The sequence below is a fragment of the Ochrobactrum sp. RH2CCR150 genome, from assembly GCA_014138095.1.
Taxonomy (GTDB): Bacteria; Pseudomonadota; Alphaproteobacteria; order Rhizobiales; family Rhizobiaceae; genus Brucella; species Brucella gambitense.
Window position 1 is genome coordinate 176058 of record JACGXE010000008.1, and the last position, 18886, is coordinate 194943.

Below are 18886 nucleotides of genomic sequence, written 5' to 3' on the forward strand. Positions count from 1 at the left end.
CCGGGTTTCGGGGATGCGAGTCACTTCGGCGAGGCAGGCAGATCATGGGTGAACGCCAGCAGGCTGGCATAGGCGAGGATGCAGGCGGTCCGGGACGCGAGCGCCAGGAAGAAGCGCGCCGTATTCTGGATCGGCTGGACCGCGAACAGACCGGGGCGGAAGGTCTCGTCCGTCGCGGTTTTGCCCGCACCACCAATCACCTTGCCGCCGGGGACGCGCCGGAAAACGACCGCATCGAACTCTGGGCCACCCGCATCGGACGAACCCTCGGCCTTCTCATCACGCTGGCGATCATCGTCTGGCTCCTCTTTTATCTCATGCAAAGCTAGGTCTAACATGACGCTTTCTGCGCCTTCGGACGCGACAACCGTTATTGTCATTTCAAGCCATGTCGTGCGCGGTTCGGTGGGCAACCGGGCCGCTGTTTTCGCATTGGAAACACTGGGGTTTCCTGTCTGGGCCGTGCCAACCGTAGTCCTGCCCTGGCATCCCGGCCATGGCCCAGCCGGGCGCATCGTGCCGCCGCCGGAAGAATTTCTGCGCCTTATGCAGGATCTTCAGCGCGCTCCATGGCTTGGGGAAGTCGGCGCAATCCTGACGGGCTATCTCGGCCACCCGGAACAGGCGGCAGCCGTTGCTGAGTTGGTCAAGGGCGTCAAGGCCCAAAACCCGAACGCCGTCTATCTCTGCGACCCGGTGATCGGCGATGAGAAAGGCCTCTATGTGCCGGAGGCAACCGCTATCGGCATCCGCGACAAACTCATGCCGCTTGCCGATATCGCCACACCCAACCGGTTCGAACTGTCCTGGCTGACCGGCGTGCCACTGGAAGACAACAAATCGCTGATGGAAGCTGCACTGGACGCCGGACCGGCAACCATGCTTGTCACCTCCGCCTTCCCGCTGATGGCTGGCAGTATCGGCAATATATTGCTGACGCCGACCATGGCGCTGATGGCCGAGCATCGTCGTGTGGATGGTCCGACCAACGGACTTGGCGATCTGACCTCTGCTGTGTTTCTCGCGCGCCGCCTTTCCGGGCAATCGGAAGAAAAGACCTTGCAGAGCACAACGGCTGCTGTGTTCGAAATCATGGCGCGCTCGGCAAAACGCGGTGCCGATGAACTGATGCTGGAAGCCGACGCCTCCAGCCTTGCCACGCCCATGGCCATGGTGCAGACGCGACGTCTTGTACACCCAACCAAGGGATTGCGCGCTTGACGCGTGAAGCGACGCCCGTTGCTGGCGTCGATGGCTGCCGAGGCGGCTGGATCGCCGTGTCGGGCGAAGGCAGTGGCATGCGTGCCGACGTTTTCAGCAGCTTTGCTGCACTGATTACGGCGCTGCCGGATAATGCCATTATCGCGGTTGATATGCCGATCGGATTACCGGAAACAGGCACACGCGCAGCCGAACGCACAGCGCGGGCGCATCTTGGCGCAAGACAATCGAGCCTCTTTTCCATTCCTCCGCGCGAAGCCGTTTATGCCGAAGATTATCGCGAAAGCTGTGCCCGCTCGATGGAGCGGTCCGATCCACCCCGCAAGGTTTCCCGACAGGCCTTTGGACTGTTTCCGAAAATCCGCGAACTCGACACGGTTCTGCGCGGCGAGCCACGCTTGCGCGAACGTGTGATCGAATCTCACCCGGAACTCGCCTTCGCCATGCTGAACGGCGGCCCCGGTGGTCCCAGCGCCATGACGCTGCCCAAGAAGATCAAAGGGCGTGTCAATCCAGAAGGCATGGCCGAACGCCAAGCCTTGCTGATACGCTGTGGTCTGTCAGAAAATTTTGTCAGCCTGCGCGCTCCACGTGGCGCAAAGGATGATGACTTTCTCGACGCCTGCGCCATGTTTCTCGTGGCCAGACGTTATACGCACGGCGAAGCCCGAGCACATCCTGCCCTTGCCGAGCATGATGCACACGGTCTGCGAATGACGATATGGGCCTGATCATTTTGATTGATCTCGGTTTTCGATAAGGATATTGAAACGCCATGGCTGATCTTCCGGACACACTCCTCTCGGGTTACAAAACCTTCATGACGGAGCATTTCGCACGGGAAACCGCGCGCTATCGCGAACTGGCGGAAAAAGGACAATCACCGGAAACTCTGGTTATTGCCTGCTGCGATTCCCGCGCTGCTCCCGAAACAATCTTCAACTCTGCGCCCGGCGAAATCTTCGTCCTGCGCAATGTTGCCAATCTCATTCCCCCTTACGAGCCCGACGGCGAGTTTCATGCGGCATCGGCTGCGCTGGAATTCGCAGTGCAAAGCCTCAAGGTGAAGCACATCGTGGTCATGGGCCATGGACGATGCGGCGGCATCAAAGCTGCGCTCGATACGGAAAGCGCGCCTCTGTCGCCCGGTGATTTCATCGGCAAGTGGATGAGTCTGATTGCGCCTGCGGCTGAAGCTGTCAGCGGCAACAGCCTGATGACGCCGACCGAGCGCCAGACAGCACTGGAGCGCATTTCGATCCGCTATTCGCTGAATAATCTGCGCACCTTCCCTTGCGTCGATATTCTGGAGAAGAAGGGCAAGCTCAGCCTGCACGGCGCATGGTTCGATATTTCGACCGGTGAGCTTTGGGTAATGGATCACCAGACCGGCGATTTCAAACGCCCTGAAGCCGGCGAACCCATTTTGTAAATCTTGCCAGACGGCAATAAAAAGCCCCGGTTTGACCGGGGCTTTTTTAGTTTCAGAACATGAGGAGCGCTTCAGCAGCGCTCCATCATTCTTCTTAATTCCCGTCGATAGCCTTGCCCATGACGGCGATGGCGCGCTGGTAAACCTGCGCTGCATTCCAGCCCTGAATCGCGCCGTAATTCGGCTCACCCGGCTGATAGCCTGCACCACGGCTCCAGCCATGGCCAACCAGGAAGTTGGCGGTCGAATGAAGAGCGTCCGCCTTGTTCTTCAGATCGAAATGGGCACCGCCCGAACCGCTGACGCCGTATTTCAGGACGTTTGCCGGCATGAACTGGGTCTGGCCAACTTCACCATGCATGGCGCCGACAGCCTGCGGGCTGAGGTCGCCCTGATCGACGAGCTTGAGTGCGGCATAGAGCTGTTCGGTGAAATATTCGGTACGGCGGCAGTCATAGGCCAGCGTTGCAACGGCCGAAACCGTGTTCTGCTTGCCCAGATAGTTGCCGAAGCCGGTTTCCATGCCCCAGATCGCGATCAGCGGACCGGCAGGAACACCGTAACGCTTTTCGATATTGGCGAAGAGAGCCGCATTCTGCGCCTTCATGGCCTTGCCGCGCTTGATGATCGTATCCGCGCCGCGCTTCTTCATGAAGTCTTCGAAGGAGAGCTTGAAGCTCTTCTGGTTGCGGTCGGCATTGATGGTGGCCTGCGCATATTTGGTGCTGGCCAGCGCGCTGATGCCCGCCTTGCCAACGCCGCGCGATGGCGCTTCCTTCAGGGTCTGCTGCAGCCACGCATTGTAACCGGCAGCATTATTGCCGCATTGTGCGGCCTGCGCCGCGCCTGCACCCGCAAACATGCCCGCTGCAAGAACTGTCGCCGCCCAAATCCGGCCCTTGGCAGTCAACGCCATTCTTATCTCCTTGTGAGTGATCTGCTGTGAACTGTTCCGCGAAAATGATTCGCCTTATGCGGGAATTTGCCATTCCCACACCGTAATGTCATCGGCGGATATGCGCTAAATCGGGTGAAAGAACGGCAAAACGACCGAGTTTTGCTTGACATTCCGCACTTTGAGCCCTAATCCACCCCTCAATCTATCCGCGATCTTCAGAACGCGAGCCACCGACCGGGACCCATTTTGGTATAAAGCGATCCCGGAGGTCCACATCCGACAGCGCGTTGCGCCCTCGGGTGCTGTATCGCTTTGGGTGCTTCTTGAACTGGCAGACACGCGGGACGATCTATCCCGGATAAGCCTCCCGCCTACTCCCGGATATAAGGAAACGCGATGTTTGAATCACTTCAGGAGCGTCTTGGCTCCATCCTGAACGGCCTCACCGGACGCGGCGCTCTCTCTGAAAGCGACGTGACGGCAGCGCTGCGCGAAGTGCGTCGTGCGCTCATTGAAGCCGACGTTTCGCTGGAAGTGGTTCGTTCCTTTACCGACCGCGTTCGTGAGAAGGCAGTCGGCGCAGAGATTCTCAAGAGCATCAAGCCCGGCCAGATGGTCGTTAAGATCGTCCATGACGAGCTTATCGAAATGCTCGGCACCGAAGGCGTTTCCATTGATCTCAACGCGCCTGCGCCAGTCGTCATTATGATGGTCGGCTTGCAGGGTTCGGGTAAGACGACCTCCACCGGCAAGATCGCCAAGCGCCTCACCGAGCGCCAGCGCAAGAAAGTACTGATGGCGTCGCTCGATACGCGCCGTCCGGCCGCGCAGGAGCAGCTTCGTCAGCTGGGCATCCAGACCGGCGTCGACACGCTGCCGATCATCGCCGGTCAAACGCCGGTCGAAATCGCCAAGCGCGCCGTTCAGGCCGCCAAGCTTGGCGCGCATGATGTCGTCATTCTCGACACCGCCGGCCGCACGCATATTGACGAGCCGCTGATGGTGGAAATGGCGGATATCCGCAAGGCCGCCAATCCGCATGAAATTCTGCTCGTTGCCGACAGCCTGACCGGTCAGGACGCTGTCAATCTGGCGCGCAATTTTGATGAACGCGTCGGCATCACCGGTATCGTTCTGACCCGTATGGACGGTGACGGTCGTGGCGGTGCAGCCCTTTCGATGCGCGCGATCACCGGCAAGCCGATCAAGCTGATCGCCACCGGCGAAAAAATGGATGCGCTTGAGGAATTCTATCCCAAGCGTATTGCCGACCGTATTCTCGGTATGGGCGATATTGTTTCGCTCGTCGAAAAAGCTGCTGAAAACATCGACGCGGAAAAAGCCGCTGCGATGGCCAAGAAGATGCAGTCCGGCAAGTTTGATCTCAACGATCTCGCCGACCAGCTGGGCCAGATGAAGAAGCTCGGCGGCATGGGCGGCATCATGGGCATGATGCCCGGCATGGGCAAGATGAAGGATCAGGTTGCTGCAGCCGGTCTCGACGACAAGGTCTTTGACCGCCAGCTCGCCATTATCGGTTCCATGACCAAGGCTGAGCGCGCCAATCCGGACCTGTTGAAGCACAGCCGCAAGCAGCGCATTGCCAAGGGTTCCGGTACCAACGCCGCTGACATCAACAAGCTTCTCAAGATGCACCGCCAGATGGCCGACATGATGAAAGTCATGGGCAAGGGCAAGGGCGGAATGATGAAGCAGATGATGGGCGGTCTTGCCAGCAAGATGGGCCTTGGTGGCGGCATGGGCGGCCTCGGCGGCATGCCGGATCTGTCGAAGATGGACCCGAAGCAGCTTGAAGCGCTTGCCAAGCAGGCGGAAGCGGCTGGTCTGACGAAAGGCGGCGGCTTGCCTGGACTTTCTGGCGGCGGTCTCCCCGGTTTGGGCGGCCCCAAGCTTCCGGGTCTTGGTGGCGGCCTTCCAGGTCTGCCGAAGAAGAAGTGAGCATTATGAGCGACGAACAGAACACTGCACCCGCCGAACTTCTGTCACTGCGTGCCTCCATCGACAATATCGATGCGGCGCTGATCCATATGCTGGCCGAACGCTTCCGCTGCACAAAGGCAGTGGGCGTGCTGAAGGCCGAACGGGGCCTCGCCCCGGCTGACCCGGCTCGCGAAAAGCGTCAGGTCGAGCGCCTTCGCGCTCTGGCCGTCGACGCCCATCTCGACCCCGATTTCGCCGAAAAATTCCTGAACTTCATCGTGAAGGAAGTCATTCGGCATCATGAGCATGCCGCTGCCAATCACAGCGGAAAATAAATAGCCGATAACGGCTTGATCCATTGCCCTGACGGGCAGAACTACCGATAGCCCGTCAGGGCCAAACAATTGTCTAAAGGAAAGAAAAAATGTCCCTCAAGATTCGTCTCGCCCGCGCTGGCTCCAAGAAGCGTCCTTACTACCACGTCGTCGTTGCCGACGTCCGCAGCCCGCGTGACGGCCGTTTCATCGAAACCGTTGGCGCATGGAACCCGATGCTGGCCAAGGACGCTGAACGCGTAAAGCTCGACGCCGACCGCATCCAGCATTGGATCGCTCAGGGCGCACAGCCGACCGATCGCGTTCTGCGCTTCCTCGACCAGGCTGGCATTGCCAAGCGTCCGGCTCGCAGCAACCCGACCAAGGGTGAGCCAGGTAAGAAGGCTCAGGAGCGTATCGCTCTGGCCAAGCAGGCTGAAGAAGAAGCTGCTGCCAAGGCTGCAGAAGCCGCTGCTGCTGCAGCTGCTCCGGCTGAAGAAGCTGCTGCAAGCGAATAATCTTTCGCGCAGTTTGCGTGTTTGAGAAAGCGGCGGAGCAATCCGCCGCTTTTCTTTTATGCACTGGCCTTCATTTGTCCGGAAAGACTTGCCGTGAGGTCTAACTCCCACGTCTGGCCGATCAAATCGACACCGAAGGAATGGTGCGGCGCTTCTTCGACAAGCCTGAACCCAGCCCGCTCATAAAGACGCCGTGCAGCTGTCAGCACACTATTCGTCCAGAGTGTGAGGCGCTCATCGCCGACAGCACGTGCACGCTCGATGCAGGCGTTGACGAGCTTCGCTCCGACACCCGCGCCCCGCGCATCCGGTTCGACATAGAGCAGACGCAGCTTGCCAAGTTTAGGCTGGTCGCCCTTGACCAGAAAGACCGATCCCACGATGCGACCGTCGATTTCCGCCACCCATGCCGCATCATGCGCAGGGTCGAAAGCCTGCTTGAAATCGGCGAGAATGCGGGCGACGAGTGCTTCATAATCATTGTTCCAGCCATATTCGCCGGTATAGAGAACGGCTTGGCGATGGATGATCCAGCCGAGATCACCGGCTTTGAGATCACGCAAGAGCACCTGCCCGGTCTGACCTTCGTCGAAAACGCGCATGATCGCATCGGTTGCCGTCAGCAGATCGCGGCGGCGGTCAGGTTGTAAACCATCGAGAAGTTCGCCCACGGCATCGCAGGTATTGCGCTCCAGAGCGCTGAATGTCGTGCAGCCAGCCTCGGTCAACAGAATGGGGCGGCTGCGACCGCCTTCCGGATGCGGCTCCGTCTCGATCAATCCGCGCTCTGTGAAGCGCTTCAATGTCCTGCTCAGCTGGCCACGGTCAAGTCCCAGCGCCCGCATGATATCCGCGGCAGTCGGCGCGGAACGATGTGCGATTTCGTAAAGAATGCGCGCCTCGGTCAAGGTGAACGGGCTCTTGTCGAGATGAGCGTTCAACAGGCCAAGGCGGCGCGTATAGACACGATTGAAAGCGCGCAATGCGCCAATGTCATCTCGCTTTTCCACTTCCGTCATCGCTTCATACGCCGTGGCGCGGCGTCTCCCTATGTTGACTCTATCAATATCCAAAGTGTTGACTAAGTCAACATAGAGTTGAAACGCATGGCATACTCTCACCAAACGGACTGGACGAGGCGCGAAATTACGCTATCTTATTGATTTGACGGCTCGCATTTGCGTGATTGCGAATATTCGGGCCACGACATCAGTATTCGGGCGCTTGGCAAAGCGTCCTTTTTCAGGAGAAACCCATGTCGGCTGCGACGGTTGCCTCTTCTTTTTCTTTCCGCCGTATTTTCATTGCTCTTGGTCTCACCCTTCTTGTTCCGCTGCTCTCCGCATGCGGTTTCAACACGATCCCGACCAATGAGGAAAAGGCCAAGGCCGCCTGGAGCGAGGTGCAGAACCAGTACCAGCGCCGTGCCGATCTCGTGCCAAATCTGGTTGAGACCGTGAAGGGCTATGCGGCCCATGAAAAGGACACGCTGCAAGCGGTGATCGATGCGCGCGCCAAGGCGACGCAAGTGCAGATCACGCCGGAAACGCTCAACAATCCTGAACTCTTCAAGCAGTTCCAGGACAATCAGGCCAATCTCACCAGCGCCCTGTCGCGTCTGATGGTGGTGGTCGAGCGCTATCCGGACCTCAAGGCCAATCAGAACTTCCTCGCGCTGCAATCGCAGCTGGAAGGCACGGAAAACCGCATCGCCGTGGCGCGCCGCGACTATATTGAGGCGGTTCGCGTCTACAACACCACCCTGCGGACCATGCCAACTATGATCTGGACCTGGATCTGGTATCGCGACGCCCAGCCGATGCAAACCTTCAGCGCTGATGCTGGCAGCCAGGCAGCACCGCAAGTCAAGTTTAACTGACGGTCGCTACCGTGGCGGCGGGCACAGCATTTTCACGCGATCATCGCGGCCTTCACTGGCCGCGATACCTGTTTGCATGCATCGTTCTGTTGTTTTCCGCTATCCTGACCCTGCAACCGATGACGGTTGCCTATGCGCAGGACACGACGAAGCAGACACCCGCCCTCACCGGTCGGGTGGTCGACAATGCGGGCATCATCGATCCGGCGGAGCGTCAGCAACTGACCCAGAAACTGGCGGATTTTGAAGCCAAGTCGTCCGATCAGGTAGTGGTGGTGACGGTGCCGAGCCTCAATGGCGAAGACATCGAATCCTATTCAAACCGCCTGTTTCGTAGCTGGGCTCTTGGCCAGAAGCAGGAAAACAACGGCATCCTGCTCGTTGTCGCGCCGAACGACCGCAAGGTGCGTATCGAGGTCGGCTACGGGCTTGAAGGCACGATGACCGATGCGCTGTCGAGCGTTATCATCAACGGCACCATCATTCCCGCCTTTCGCACTGGCGATTATAGCGGCGGCATCGTGCAGGGCGTGGACGGCATTCTTTCCGTTCTATCCGGTGATGCAGCCGAACTTGAAGCGCGCGCCAAGCGCAATGCGCAAACCAGCTCGGACGATGTGGACTGGGTTGCCGTCATCTTCATCACCTTCTGGTGCCTGATTTTCTTCGGCGGTTTCGGTTTCGCGGTGCTTGCCCCGATCTTCGGACGCAAGCTCGGCCCCGGGCGCTATGAGTGGCTGGGCATGACGATCAACACCAATTCAAGCGGCGGCTCCGGCGGTCGTGGTGGCGGCTGGGGCGGCGGCGGCTGGTCATCCGGTGGCGGTGGCGGCGGCTTTGGTGGCGGCGGCGGTTCATCGGGTGGCGGCGGCGCCTCGGGAAGCTGGTAGGGAGACGCGACGATGAAGCATCACACGCTGATTGGCGCTGAGGACCATACCCGCATTGCAGAGGCAATCCGGCAGGCGGAAGCCGAGACCAGCGGCGAAATCTACGCCGTTCTGGCGCGCAGCAGTGACGACTATTTCTTTGCAGCGGGTTTTGTCGCGACTTGCGGCATCCTGCTTGCTTCGGTCATCGCCGCCTTGCTCGCGCATTGGTACTGGTTTGATATCAGCCTGCCGATGTTCGGCCTTGCCATTTTGGCCGCCTTCATTTCGGCGATGCTGGTTCTCTGGCTGTTGCCATCGATCCGCATGCTGCTGGTGCCGCGCCGTATCCGCTACAAGCGCGCCCATCTCAATGCGCTGCAACAATTCCTGGCGCGCAACGTCCACATCACGGAAAACCGCACCGGCATTCTGCTCTTCGTTTCCATGGCCGAACACTATGCCGAAGTCATCGCCGATGCCGGTATTCATGCACGTGTCGAACAGGACGAATGGAACGCCATTGTCGCAACGCTGATCCATCATGCGTCGCGCTCGCAGATGGCGGAGGGGTTCGTCATGGCGATCGGTCAGGCGGGCACGCTTCTGGAAAAACACTTCCCCGCAGGCACTGACAATATTAACGAATTGGACGATCATCTGATCGAACTTTGATAGCGCCTACATCTCAGAATCATCTACGACTTTGGTCTGAATTGTGGCGAAGCGGAGCCTTTTCCGCCGTCAACGGACGTCGTTTTATAGCGCACGGTGAATTTCTCCGGTATTTTTAGAAAAATTGCCCGAAGTTTTCGATATTTTGTTCCAAATTAAATGGATTAGATGCCAATTTTCTGACTTTTCGGGAAATTTTTCGTTATTCGCAGCGATTTGTCATCGAAAGAAAAGTCTAATCTGCTAGTTTGGCGCGCATTGCCATCATGACAGGAGTATCCGACGTGACTGCAAAGCAGGATCGGTCGAGCAAAGTTAAGAATTCCAAGGCAAGCAAAGAGGAAAAAAAGGGAGGGAAGCCGAAGGCACTGGCAGCCTTCTCACAGCTCCTCTTCGAGTGGGCTCCGCCAGAAGATCTGGCTGCTTACGATGCCGAAGCTCTCGACAGTTCTGCCCGCCATGGCTATGCGGCGCTTGAATCCTACCGCAAGGGTAAGAGCATCATCAGCGTCGATAATGGCATCGAGCGTCACGGTCGCCCGGTGAATGTCATCACCATCGTCAACGACAACATGCCGTTCCTGCTCGATTCCATTCTGGGCGAGCTGAACAATCACGTCAGCCAGATTTTCATGGTCGTGCACCCGGTTCTCGATATTGCTCGGGAAAAGGATGGATTGGTCATTCTCGGCGAAGCATCGCAGCTCGCCCCCGCCAAGGGCGTTGAGCGCGTCAGCCTTGTGCAAATTCACCTCCCCGCGCTTGGCAAACAGGCCAAGGCCGATCTGACGGACGGGTTGAAGCGCGTTCTCGGTCAGGTGCGTTTTGCCGTCAGCGACTGGAAGCCGATGTTGAAGCGTCTCGATGACGCCATTGCAGATTACAAGCGCGCTTACGAGCTGAACGGCAACGCCGCCATGCCCGAAGCCATCGCCTTCCTCGAATGGCTGCGCGACGATCATTTCATCTTTCTCGGCATGCGTGAGCTTGCCTTTGAAGGCTCAGGCAAGAAGCGCAGCCTCGTCGCTGTCAAGGAGCCGCTCGGCGTTCTTGGCGACAATGAAGTGCGCGTCTTGCGCAAGGATGACGACGATACGGTAACGCCGCGCGAGGTCACGGAATTCCTCGACAGCAACGAACCGCTGATCGTCACCAAGGCCAATACGCTGTCGCTGGTGCATCGCCGCTCCTATCTCGATTATATCGGCGTGAAGATTTTCGGACCGAAGGGCGAAGCCGTGGGCGAACTGCGCCTCGTCGGCCTGTTCACCTCGGTCGCTTACATCAGCTCGGTCGCCAGCATTCCGTTCATTCGCTCAAAGGCCGATGCGGTCATCAAGCATCTGGGCTTCAACCGCGAAGACCATTCGGGCAAGGCGCTGATCAACGTGCTGGAAGAATATCCGCGCGATGAGCTTTTCCAGATCGACACGGAAAGCCTGACGGCCAATGCCGAACTCATCCTCGCGCTGGGCGAGCGTCCGCGCGTGCGCGCCATCCCCCGTCTCGACCGTTTCGGACGTTTCGCGACAGTGCTGGTCTATATCCCGCGTGATCGCTACGACTCGGTCGTGCGTGAAAAAATCGGCCGCTATCTCGTTGACGTTTATGGCGGCGACAGCTTTGAGTTCCACCCGGTCTTTCTTCAGAACGGCCTGACGCGCGTTCAGTTCGTCATTCGCCGTCACGAACGATCCACGCCGCATATCGACCGCGAAGCGCTCGAAGCGGAAGTCCGCGCCATGGTCCGCACCTGGGAAGATGCGGTGCGTGAAAGCGTTGAAAATGCCGATGCAGGCGTCGTGGCGCTGGCTGCGAGCTTCCCGCCATCCTATCGCGAAATCTTCACCGCGCCGGAAGCGCTGGTCGATGCCGCGCGCATTGCCGGTCTCAGCCCGGAAGCGCCGCTTTTCGTGGATTTCTACCGGTATCGCACCGATGGACCGGATGCGGTTTCGCTGAAGCTCTATCATCACGGTGCGCCGGTCGTGCTGTCGCAGCGTGTGCCGCTTTTAGAAAATATGGGCTTCCGCGTCGTCAGCGAACAGACCATCGACCTGCCGCAAGCCGGTAAAGACGGTGCGCCGGTCTATGTTCACGACATGCAGCTCGTTAACGCCTATGGCGCTCCGGTCGATCTCACCGATGACGGCGAAATGCTGGAAGACGTGTTCCGCACCGTCTGGGACGGCTTTGCCGACAATGACGGCTATAATGCACTGGTGCAGACGGCACGCCTGACCGCGCGCCAGATCATGATCCTGCGCTCCTATGGCCGTTATCTGCAACAGGCGGGTATCGCCTATTCGCAGGGCTTCATCGCAGCCGCGCTCAACCGCTACCCGGAAATCGCCAGCGATCTCTATTCGCTGTTCGATCTGCGTTTCAACCCAGCGGCGAAGCGCCGTGACGCCGCCGAAAAGAAGCTGATCGATGCCATCGAAACAGCACTTCTCGGCGTACCAAGCATCGATGACGACCAGATCCTGCGCCGGTTCCGCAACCTGATTGAAGCGACACTGCGCACCAATGCCTATACGCTGGATGGTGACGGCAAGCCGCGCGTGACCTTTGCCTTCAAGCTCAATCCGCGTCTCGTTGACGGGCTGCCTGATCCGCGCCCGTATCGCGAAATCTTCGTCTACGGCCCGGAAGTCGAAGGCGTGCATCTTCGTTTCGGCGCAGTGGCTCGTGGCGGCCTGCGTTGGTCGGACCGTGCACAGGATTACCGCACCGAAGTGCTGGGCCTCGTGAAAGCACAGCAGGTCAAGAATGCCGTGATCGTGCCGGTCGGCGCCAAGGGCGGTTTCTATCCGAAGCGCCTGCCAGTGGGCGGTGACCGCAACGCCGTCTTCGAAGCGGGTCGTGACGCCTACAAGGTGTTTATCTCGACGCTTCTTTCGGTGACCGACAATATTCACGACAACGATGTGGTGCCGCCACAAAATGTCGTGCGTCACGACAATGACGATCCTTATTTTGTCGTCGCCGCCGACAAGGGCACGGCCACCTTCTCCGATACGGCCAATGCCATCAGCCAGGCGCATGATTTCTGGCTGGACGATGCTTTCGCATCGGGCGGTTCCGCTGGTTACGACCATAAGGGCATGGGCATCACCGCCCGTGGCGGCTGGGAAGCCGTGAAGCGGCATTTCCGTGAATTCGACATGGATATCCAGACCGAGCCGTTTACGGTTGTCGGCGTGGGCGACATGTCGGGCGACGTGTTCGGCAACGGCATGCTGCTTTCCGAGCAGATCAAGCTGGTTGCCGCCTTCGACCATCGCGACATCTTCATTGATCCGAACCCGGTTCCGGCTGACGGCTTTGCAGAGCGCAAGCGCCTGTTCGAACTGCCGCGCTCGAGCTGGCAGGATTATGATCGCTCCAAGCTGTCGTCGGGTGGCGGCGTCTATAGCCGCAGCCAGAAGACCATCACATTGTCTGCCGAAGCAGCAGCCGCAATCGGCCTTGCCAAGACCACGGCGACACCGCAGGAAATCATGACGACCATCCTGAAAGCTCAGGTTGATCTCTTATGGTTCGGCGGTATCGGCACCTATATCCGCGCCTCCAGTGAAACGGATGCGCAGGTCGGCGACCGCGCCAATGATGCCATTCGTATCACCGGCTCGGATGTACGGGCCCGTGTGATCGGCGAAGGCGCCAATCTCGGCATGACCCAGCGCGGACGTATCGAATATGCGCTTGCTGGCGGCCGCAGCAACACCGACGCCATCGACAATTCGGCTGGCGTCAACTGCTCGGACGTCGAGGTCAACATCAAGATTGCGCTGGCTGCAGCCATGCGTTCAGGCAAGCTGAAGCGCCCTGCCCGCAACAAGCTTCTGGTCAGCATGACCGACGATGTTTCGGAACTGGTGCTGCGCAACAACTATCTCCAGCCACTGGCGCTTTCGCTGAGCGAGCGTCAGGGTTTGGCGGAGCTGCCTTATCAGGCACGCTTCATGGCGGAGCTGGAAAACCGGAAGCTTCTGGACCGCAAGGTCGAGTATCTTCCTTCGGATGCGCTTTTGACCGAACGCCAGAAGGCTGGCCAGCCGCTGACCCGTCCGGAACTGGCGGTTCTGCTGGCCTATGCCAAGCTGTCGCTCTCGGACGATCTGGTGGCAAGCGCACTTCCAGACGAGCCTTACTTCCAGTCGCTGCTGTTCGGCTATTTCCCGAAGCGCATGGCAAAAACCTATGCCGAGGAAATCTCCGGCCACCGCCTGAAGCGGGAAATCGTCGCAACCTTGCTGGCAAATGATGTCATCAATCGCGGCGGCATCACCTTCATCAGCCGTCTGGCCGATACGACCGGCAAGTCGCCTTCGGATATCGTTCGCGCCTATGTCGCAGTGCGTGACGGTTTCGAGATCGATGCGATCTACGACGCCATCGACGCCTTGGATAACAAGGTGCCGGGCGATGTGCAGAACCAGTTCTACCATCTGGTCGGCGAAATGTTGCAGGCGACGACGGCTTGGGTTCTGCGCAACGATACGACCCGCGCAAACCTTACCGAGCTGGTTGGCACCATCGTCAAGGCGCGTGCCGAACTGGAACCGCGTTTCGAAGGCCTGATGCCGGAATTCCTGCGCAACGCCGTGCGTACCGACAAGGCCGCCTTCGTTGAGAAAGGTGCGCCGGAAAAGCTGGCCCAGCGTCTCGCCAATCTCCAGCTTGCGGGCATCATGCCGGATATCGCGCTGATCGCGCATCTGGCAGAAGCCGATCTGGTGGCAACTGCCAAGGCCTATTTCGGCGTGTCGGAAGCCTTCCGCATCGGACGCATCGAAGATGCGGCACGGTCCATTCCCGTCACTGACTATTATGACGGACTGGCCCTCTCGCGTGCCAGCGAGACCATCACGCAGGCCGCGCGCGGGATCACCATCGCCGCTCTGAAGCGCTTCGCCAAGGAGAAAGACCCGGCTGCGGCTTGGCTCGATGCGGACGGCGTCCGGATCGAACAGGTGAGAAACCGCATGGTCGCGCTCACCGAAGGTGGAGACCTCACCGTCTCGCGTCTGGCCGTTGCGGCGGGCCTGATGTCGGATCTGGCGCAGTAATCCGCACCGACAACAAAAATTTAAAGGGCAGCTTAGAGCTGCCCTTTTCATTTCTTGTCGGGCAACCACGGTCCGTATAAGCTCCGGCCACATTCGCAAGGGAGTGGCATTTGACCGATCAGGCAGTCAGCGAACGCAGCTACGCATCTCGTCGCGGCATATGGGGCTGGATGCTGTTCGACTGGGCGGCGCAACCGTTTTTCACCGTTGTCACGACCTTCGTTTTCGGCCCCTATTTCATTTCCCGCATGGCGGCAAACCCGGAAGCCGGACAGGTTGCATGGGGCTATGGCATCGCTGCGGCAGGCTTTATCATTGCGATTTTGTCGCCAGTTCTCGGTGCTGTTTCGGACCGCACGGGCGCACGCAAACCCTGGATCGGCTTCTTCGCCGTTTTGAAGATCGTCAGCCTTTCGCTCCTTTGGTTCGCAGAACCGGGCGCTAGTCTGTTCTGGGTGCTGCTGGTCTTTGCCATCGCCTCGATTGCCGCCGAATTCTCCATCGTTTTCAACGATTCCATGATGCCGCGCCTCGTGCCGCGCGCGGATATTGGACGTATCTCCAACATAGCCTGGGGGCTTGGCTATCTGGGCGGCATGATCGTGCTGATCTTCGTCGTACTGTTTCTGGCGGGATCGCCGCAAACCGGCAAAACGATCATAGGCATTGAACCGCTCTTCGGCCTCGACCCTATAACCGGTGAAGATGCGCGCATCACCGGCCCGCTCGCAGCGCTCTGGTATCTGGTATTCGTGCTGCCGATGTTCCTCTTCACGCCGGATTCGGCGCGGGGCGAGCCTTTGTTCAAGGCGATGCGTCACGGCCTCTCGGAACTGAAAGCCACACTGCGCGAAGTGCGCCAGCGTTCCGGTATCTTGCGCTTTCTGATTGCCCGCATGGTCTACCAGGACGGCGTCAACGCTTTGCTGGCGCTGGGCGGAGGCTATGCCGCCGCCATGTTCCACTGGTCGATCACCGAGATTGGTCTGTTCGGCATGATCCTCAATGTCATGGCGATCTTCAGCTGCCTTGCCGCCAGCCGCGTGGATACGCGCTTCGGCTCGAAAGCCGTGGTTATCGGGTCGCTGGTGCTGCTGCTGCTAGCCACGCTCGGCATCGTATCGACAGGGCGTGACTACACGTTTTTCGGGCTGCTTCCCTTTGCGGAAAGTACAGCACAGGGGCTTTTTTCGACGCCAGCAGAACATGCCTATCTGATCTATGGTCTGATGATCGGCGCGGCATTCGGCCCGGTGCAGGCGTCATCGCGCTCATGGTTTGCACGCAGCATCCAGCCGGAAGAGTCCGGCCGTTATTTCGGCATCTACGCGCTGGCTGGTCGTGCGACCAGCTTTCTGGCCCCGTTTATGATTGCAACCGTGACGGCAATCAGCGGATCGGCAGCGATTGGAATGGCGGTGCTGGTGATCTTCTTCGCCGCGGGTCTCTATCTGACGAAAATGACGCCCTATCCAGCCGAGCGCCCATCGTGAAAACTGGTGCGAGGATAATCGCACCAGTTCTGTGATCTCAACTTACATCATGCCGACTGCGCTGGCCGCGCCGATAGCCAGTAGTCCACCAATGATCGGTGCGGCGACGGGTACCCATGCGTAAGACCAGTCCGATCCGCCCTTACCCGGAATCGGCAAGAGCGCATGCGCGATGCGCGGTCCAAGATCACGTGCAGGATTGATGGCATAACCTGTCGGCCCGCCAAGCGAGACGCCGAGCGCCCAGACGAGAAGACCGACCATCAGCGGAGCGAGAACGCCATCGGCACCGACAGCCTTGGCACCAATCGCGATGACCACGAAGACAAGCACGAAAGTGCCGATGATTTCGGTCACGCAATTGGCCGGAATGTTGCGGATTGCCGGGGTCGTGCAAAACACGCCAAGCTTCAGCGCCTTGTCGTCGGTCGGCTTCCAGTGTGGGAGATAAGCAAGATAGACAAGCACTGCCCCGACGAAAGCACCCAGCAATTGCGCGGCGATATAGGGAACCACTTCCGCAGCCGGAAAGCTCCCCGCCGCATAGAAAGCGAGCGTGACGGCAGGGTTGAGATGGCCGGCAGCCCCCGCCGCAACTGAAACCATAACGCCGCAGAGCACAGCCAGACCCCAGCCGACCGAAATAACGATCCAGCCGGAATTTTGTCCCTTGGATTGTGCCAGAAGCACATTTGCGACGACCCCGTCGCCCAGCACGATCAGCACCATCGTGCCAAGGAATTCGCCTAAAAAACCACTGGTCATAATCTCATCCCGAAAAAATTCACATTGCAGAAATTCATCCGGTGGACGCGTAATGCCCACCGGCCTGCTAAAAAGGTTTTGCAATTCTCTGTTTCGCTCGGTCTCAACGACCGAGCTTCAGCTTCAATCCACCCAGTTCAGGGAGCGTTGCACCGCTTTTTCCCAGGACGCGAAAAGGCTCTCCCGCTCCTTCTTCGGCATCTTCGGATGCCAGCGATGACCAACCTGCCAGTTTTCCACGACATCTTCCGTGGATTTCCAATAGCCGACGGCAAGGCCGGCGGAGTAAGCCGCACCCAGCGCCGTGGTTTCCACGATCTTGGGGCGAACCACTGGCACGTGTAGAATATCGGCCTGAAACTGCATGACGAAGTCGTTGACGGTCATGCCGCCATCAGCGCGCAGTTCGCTGATCTCGACGCCGGAATCCTTCACCATGGCTTCCAGCACTTCACGCACCTGATAGCAGCTTGCTTCGAGCGCCGCGCGGGCAATATGGCCCTTATTGGCAAAGCGGGTCAGCCCAGCAATTACGCCACGCGCCGACGATTCCCAATGCGGCGCGTAAAGCCCGGAAAATGCAGGCACGAAATAGACGTCGCCATTATCGTCGACGGTGCGGGCGAGCGTCTCGATATCGCTGCTGTTGCGAATAATGCCAAGATTGTCGCGCAGCCACTGCACCAGCGCCCCGGTGATGGCGATGGAGCCTTCCAGTGCATAGGAGGGCTTGGCATCACCGAGCTTGTAGGCGACAGTCGTCAGCAGGCCAAAATTCGACGAAACGAGCTTGTCGCCCGTATTCATCAGCATGAAGCAGCCCGTACCATAGGTGTTCTTGGCCGCACCCGGCTCAAGACAGGCCTGTCCGAAAAGCGCAGCCTGCTGATCGCCGAGAATACCCGCTAGCTTGACGCCGTTCAGGGCCCGGACGGTAATCTCGCCATAGACCTCGCTTGAGGAGCATATCTCCGGCAGACAGGCGCTTGGTATCTGGAAGAGATCCAAAATTTCCGCGTCCCATTGCAGACTTGCAATATCCATCAGCTGTGTGCGCGAGGCGTTGGTCACGTCAGTGATGTGGATGCCGCCCTTCGGACCGCCGGTCAGGTTCCAGGCAAGCCATGTGTCTATGGTGCCAAACAGCGCCTCGCCTGCCTCAGCCTTTTCACGGGCGCCCGGAACATTGTCGAGAATCCAGCGCAGTTTCAGCCCTGAAAAATAAGTGGTGATCGGCAGGCCGGTTCTGGCGCGCAAACGATCCGCGCCGCCGTCCTTGATATATTGCGACACGAGGTCGGCAGTGCGCGTATCCATCCAGACCAGCGCATTATAGAGCGGCTGGCCGGTAGCCTTATCCCAGAGCAGCGTTGTCTCGCGTTGATTGGTAATTCCAACAGCAGCAATATCAGATGCCGTCAGCCTGGCCTTCTTCAGCGCCTCGGCGACAACATGCTGGGTGTTGCGCCATATCTCAAGCGGGTTGTGTTCAACCCAGCCAGCCTTGGGATAAATCTGCTCATGCTCGCGCTGATCCATGGCGATGACGTCGCCTTGCTGATCGAAAATGATGCAGCGCGTGCTGGTGGTTCCCTGATCGATGGAACCGATAAATTGCTTCGTACTCACGGTATCCTCCCGTCGAATATCTTTCTGTAAAACGCATTCAGTTTACATCAGGTGATGAAACGCTCCGCTCGTGCCTTGGGCACACTCCTTCTGATGCAAAGCATGCCCACATTTGCGGGATCGCCTACAAACGAATGTAAAACGAAATAATTCGAAACTCAATGAAAACAAAAAGCC

Annotated in this window: 16 protein-coding genes; 12 read left to right on the forward strand and 4 right to left on the reverse strand. The window is 58.8% G+C overall.

All coding sequences use genetic code 11. The features are described from left to right. The first annotated feature begins 44 nt into the window (after positions 1–44). From FHW03_RS17240 to FHW03_RS17255, 4 genes are read left to right on the forward strand one after another with little or no spacing between them, the layout of a single operon-like run. Positions 45–329, forward strand: a complete 285-nt coding sequence (locus FHW03_RS17240) for a hypothetical protein (RefSeq protein ID WP_182521737.1) — start codon at positions 45–47, stop codon at positions 327–329. A gap of 7 nt (positions 330–336) precedes the next feature. Continuing rightward, positions 337–1221 (forward strand): pyridoxal kinase PdxY, encoded by an 885-nt coding sequence (pdxY, locus tag FHW03_RS17245; protein ID WP_078339568.1) that lies wholly within the window; start codon positions 337–339, stop codon positions 1219–1221. Then, entirely contained in the window at positions 1218–1952 is a 735-nt protein-coding gene (locus FHW03_RS17250) for a DUF429 domain-containing protein (RefSeq protein ID WP_182521738.1), read from the forward strand. The genes pdxY and FHW03_RS17250 overlap by 4 nt, the downstream gene beginning before the upstream one ends. A gap of 44 nt (positions 1953–1996) precedes the next feature. Then, positions 1997–2653 carry a carbonic anhydrase gene (locus FHW03_RS17255; protein WP_182521739.1) on the forward strand — a complete coding sequence of 219 codons (657 nt, stop codon included), beginning with the start codon at positions 1997–1999 and terminating at the stop codon, positions 2651–2653. Positions 2654–2747: 94 nt separating this feature from the next. On the opposite strand, the gene FHW03_RS17260 is transcribed toward FHW03_RS17255, so the two are convergent. Further along, positions 2748–3569, reverse strand: a complete 822-nt coding sequence (locus tag FHW03_RS17260) for a lytic murein transglycosylase (RefSeq protein WP_182521740.1) — start codon at positions 3567–3569, stop codon at positions 2748–2750. A 378-nt stretch (positions 3570–3947) separates the two neighbouring features. Here FHW03_RS17260 and ffh point away from each other — a divergent pair, with 378 nt between their 5' ends. From ffh to rpsP, 3 genes are all read left to right on the forward strand, one after another. Then, positions 3948–5510: a signal recognition particle protein gene (gene ffh, locus FHW03_RS17265; protein ID WP_182521741.1), complete on the forward strand. Its 1563-nt coding sequence runs from the start codon at positions 3948–3950 to the stop codon at positions 5508–5510. A 5-nt stretch (positions 5511–5515) separates the two neighbouring features. After that, positions 5516–5827, forward strand: a complete 312-nt coding sequence (locus tag FHW03_RS17270; protein ID WP_078339573.1) for a chorismate mutase — start codon at positions 5516–5518, stop codon at positions 5825–5827. Between the two features lie 89 nt (positions 5828–5916). Continuing rightward, positions 5917–6324 (forward strand): 30S ribosomal protein S16, encoded by a 408-nt coding sequence (gene rpsP / locus FHW03_RS17275; protein WP_078339574.1) that lies wholly within the window; start codon positions 5917–5919, stop codon positions 6322–6324. Positions 6325–6380: 56 nt separating this feature from the next. Here the strand turns inward: rpsP and FHW03_RS17280 are convergent, their stop codons facing one another. Beyond that, positions 6381–7343, reverse strand: a complete 963-nt coding sequence (locus tag FHW03_RS17280; RefSeq protein ID WP_182521742.1) for a helix-turn-helix domain-containing GNAT family N-acetyltransferase — start codon at positions 7341–7343, stop codon at positions 6381–6383. A 236-nt stretch (positions 7344–7579) separates the two neighbouring features. Here FHW03_RS17280 and FHW03_RS17285 point away from each other — a divergent pair, with 236 nt between their 5' ends. From FHW03_RS17285 to FHW03_RS17305, 5 genes are all read left to right on the forward strand, one after another. Further along, the gene (locus tag FHW03_RS17285) at positions 7580–8203 is read left to right on the forward strand and encodes a LemA family protein (RefSeq protein WP_182521743.1); all 624 of its coding nucleotides are present in this window, start codon (positions 7580–7582) and stop codon (positions 8201–8203) included. Between the two features lie 80 nt (positions 8204–8283). Then, positions 8284–9093: a YgcG family protein gene (locus FHW03_RS17290; protein ID WP_182521787.1), complete on the forward strand. Its 810-nt coding sequence runs from the start codon at positions 8284–8286 to the stop codon at positions 9091–9093. Between the two features lie 12 nt (positions 9094–9105). Then, positions 9106–9747 carry a TPM domain-containing protein gene (locus tag FHW03_RS17295; RefSeq protein ID WP_182521744.1) on the forward strand — a complete coding sequence of 214 codons (642 nt, stop codon included), beginning with the start codon at positions 9106–9108 and terminating at the stop codon, positions 9745–9747. A 284-nt stretch (positions 9748–10031) separates the two neighbouring features. Then, positions 10032–14822, forward strand: a complete 4791-nt coding sequence (locus tag FHW03_RS17300; protein ID WP_182521745.1) for an NAD-glutamate dehydrogenase — start codon at positions 10032–10034, stop codon at positions 14820–14822. 170 nt (positions 14823–14992) lie between these two features. Beyond that, positions 14993–16315, forward strand: a complete 1323-nt coding sequence (locus FHW03_RS17305) for an MFS transporter (RefSeq protein WP_377515101.1) — start codon at positions 14993–14995, stop codon at positions 16313–16315. A 42-nt stretch (positions 16316–16357) separates the two neighbouring features. Here the strand turns inward: FHW03_RS17305 and FHW03_RS17310 are convergent, their stop codons facing one another. Both FHW03_RS17310 and glpK read right to left on the reverse strand, forming a co-directional pair. Next, entirely contained in the window at positions 16358–17080 is a 723-nt protein-coding gene (locus FHW03_RS17310; RefSeq protein WP_182521747.1) for an MIP/aquaporin family protein, read from the reverse strand. Between the two features lie 123 nt (positions 17081–17203). Next, positions 17204–18709 carry a glycerol kinase GlpK gene (glpK, locus tag FHW03_RS17315; protein ID WP_182521748.1) on the reverse strand — a complete coding sequence of 502 codons (1506 nt, stop codon included), beginning with the start codon at positions 18707–18709 and terminating at the stop codon, positions 17204–17206. Positions 18710–18886 lie beyond the last annotated feature (177 nt).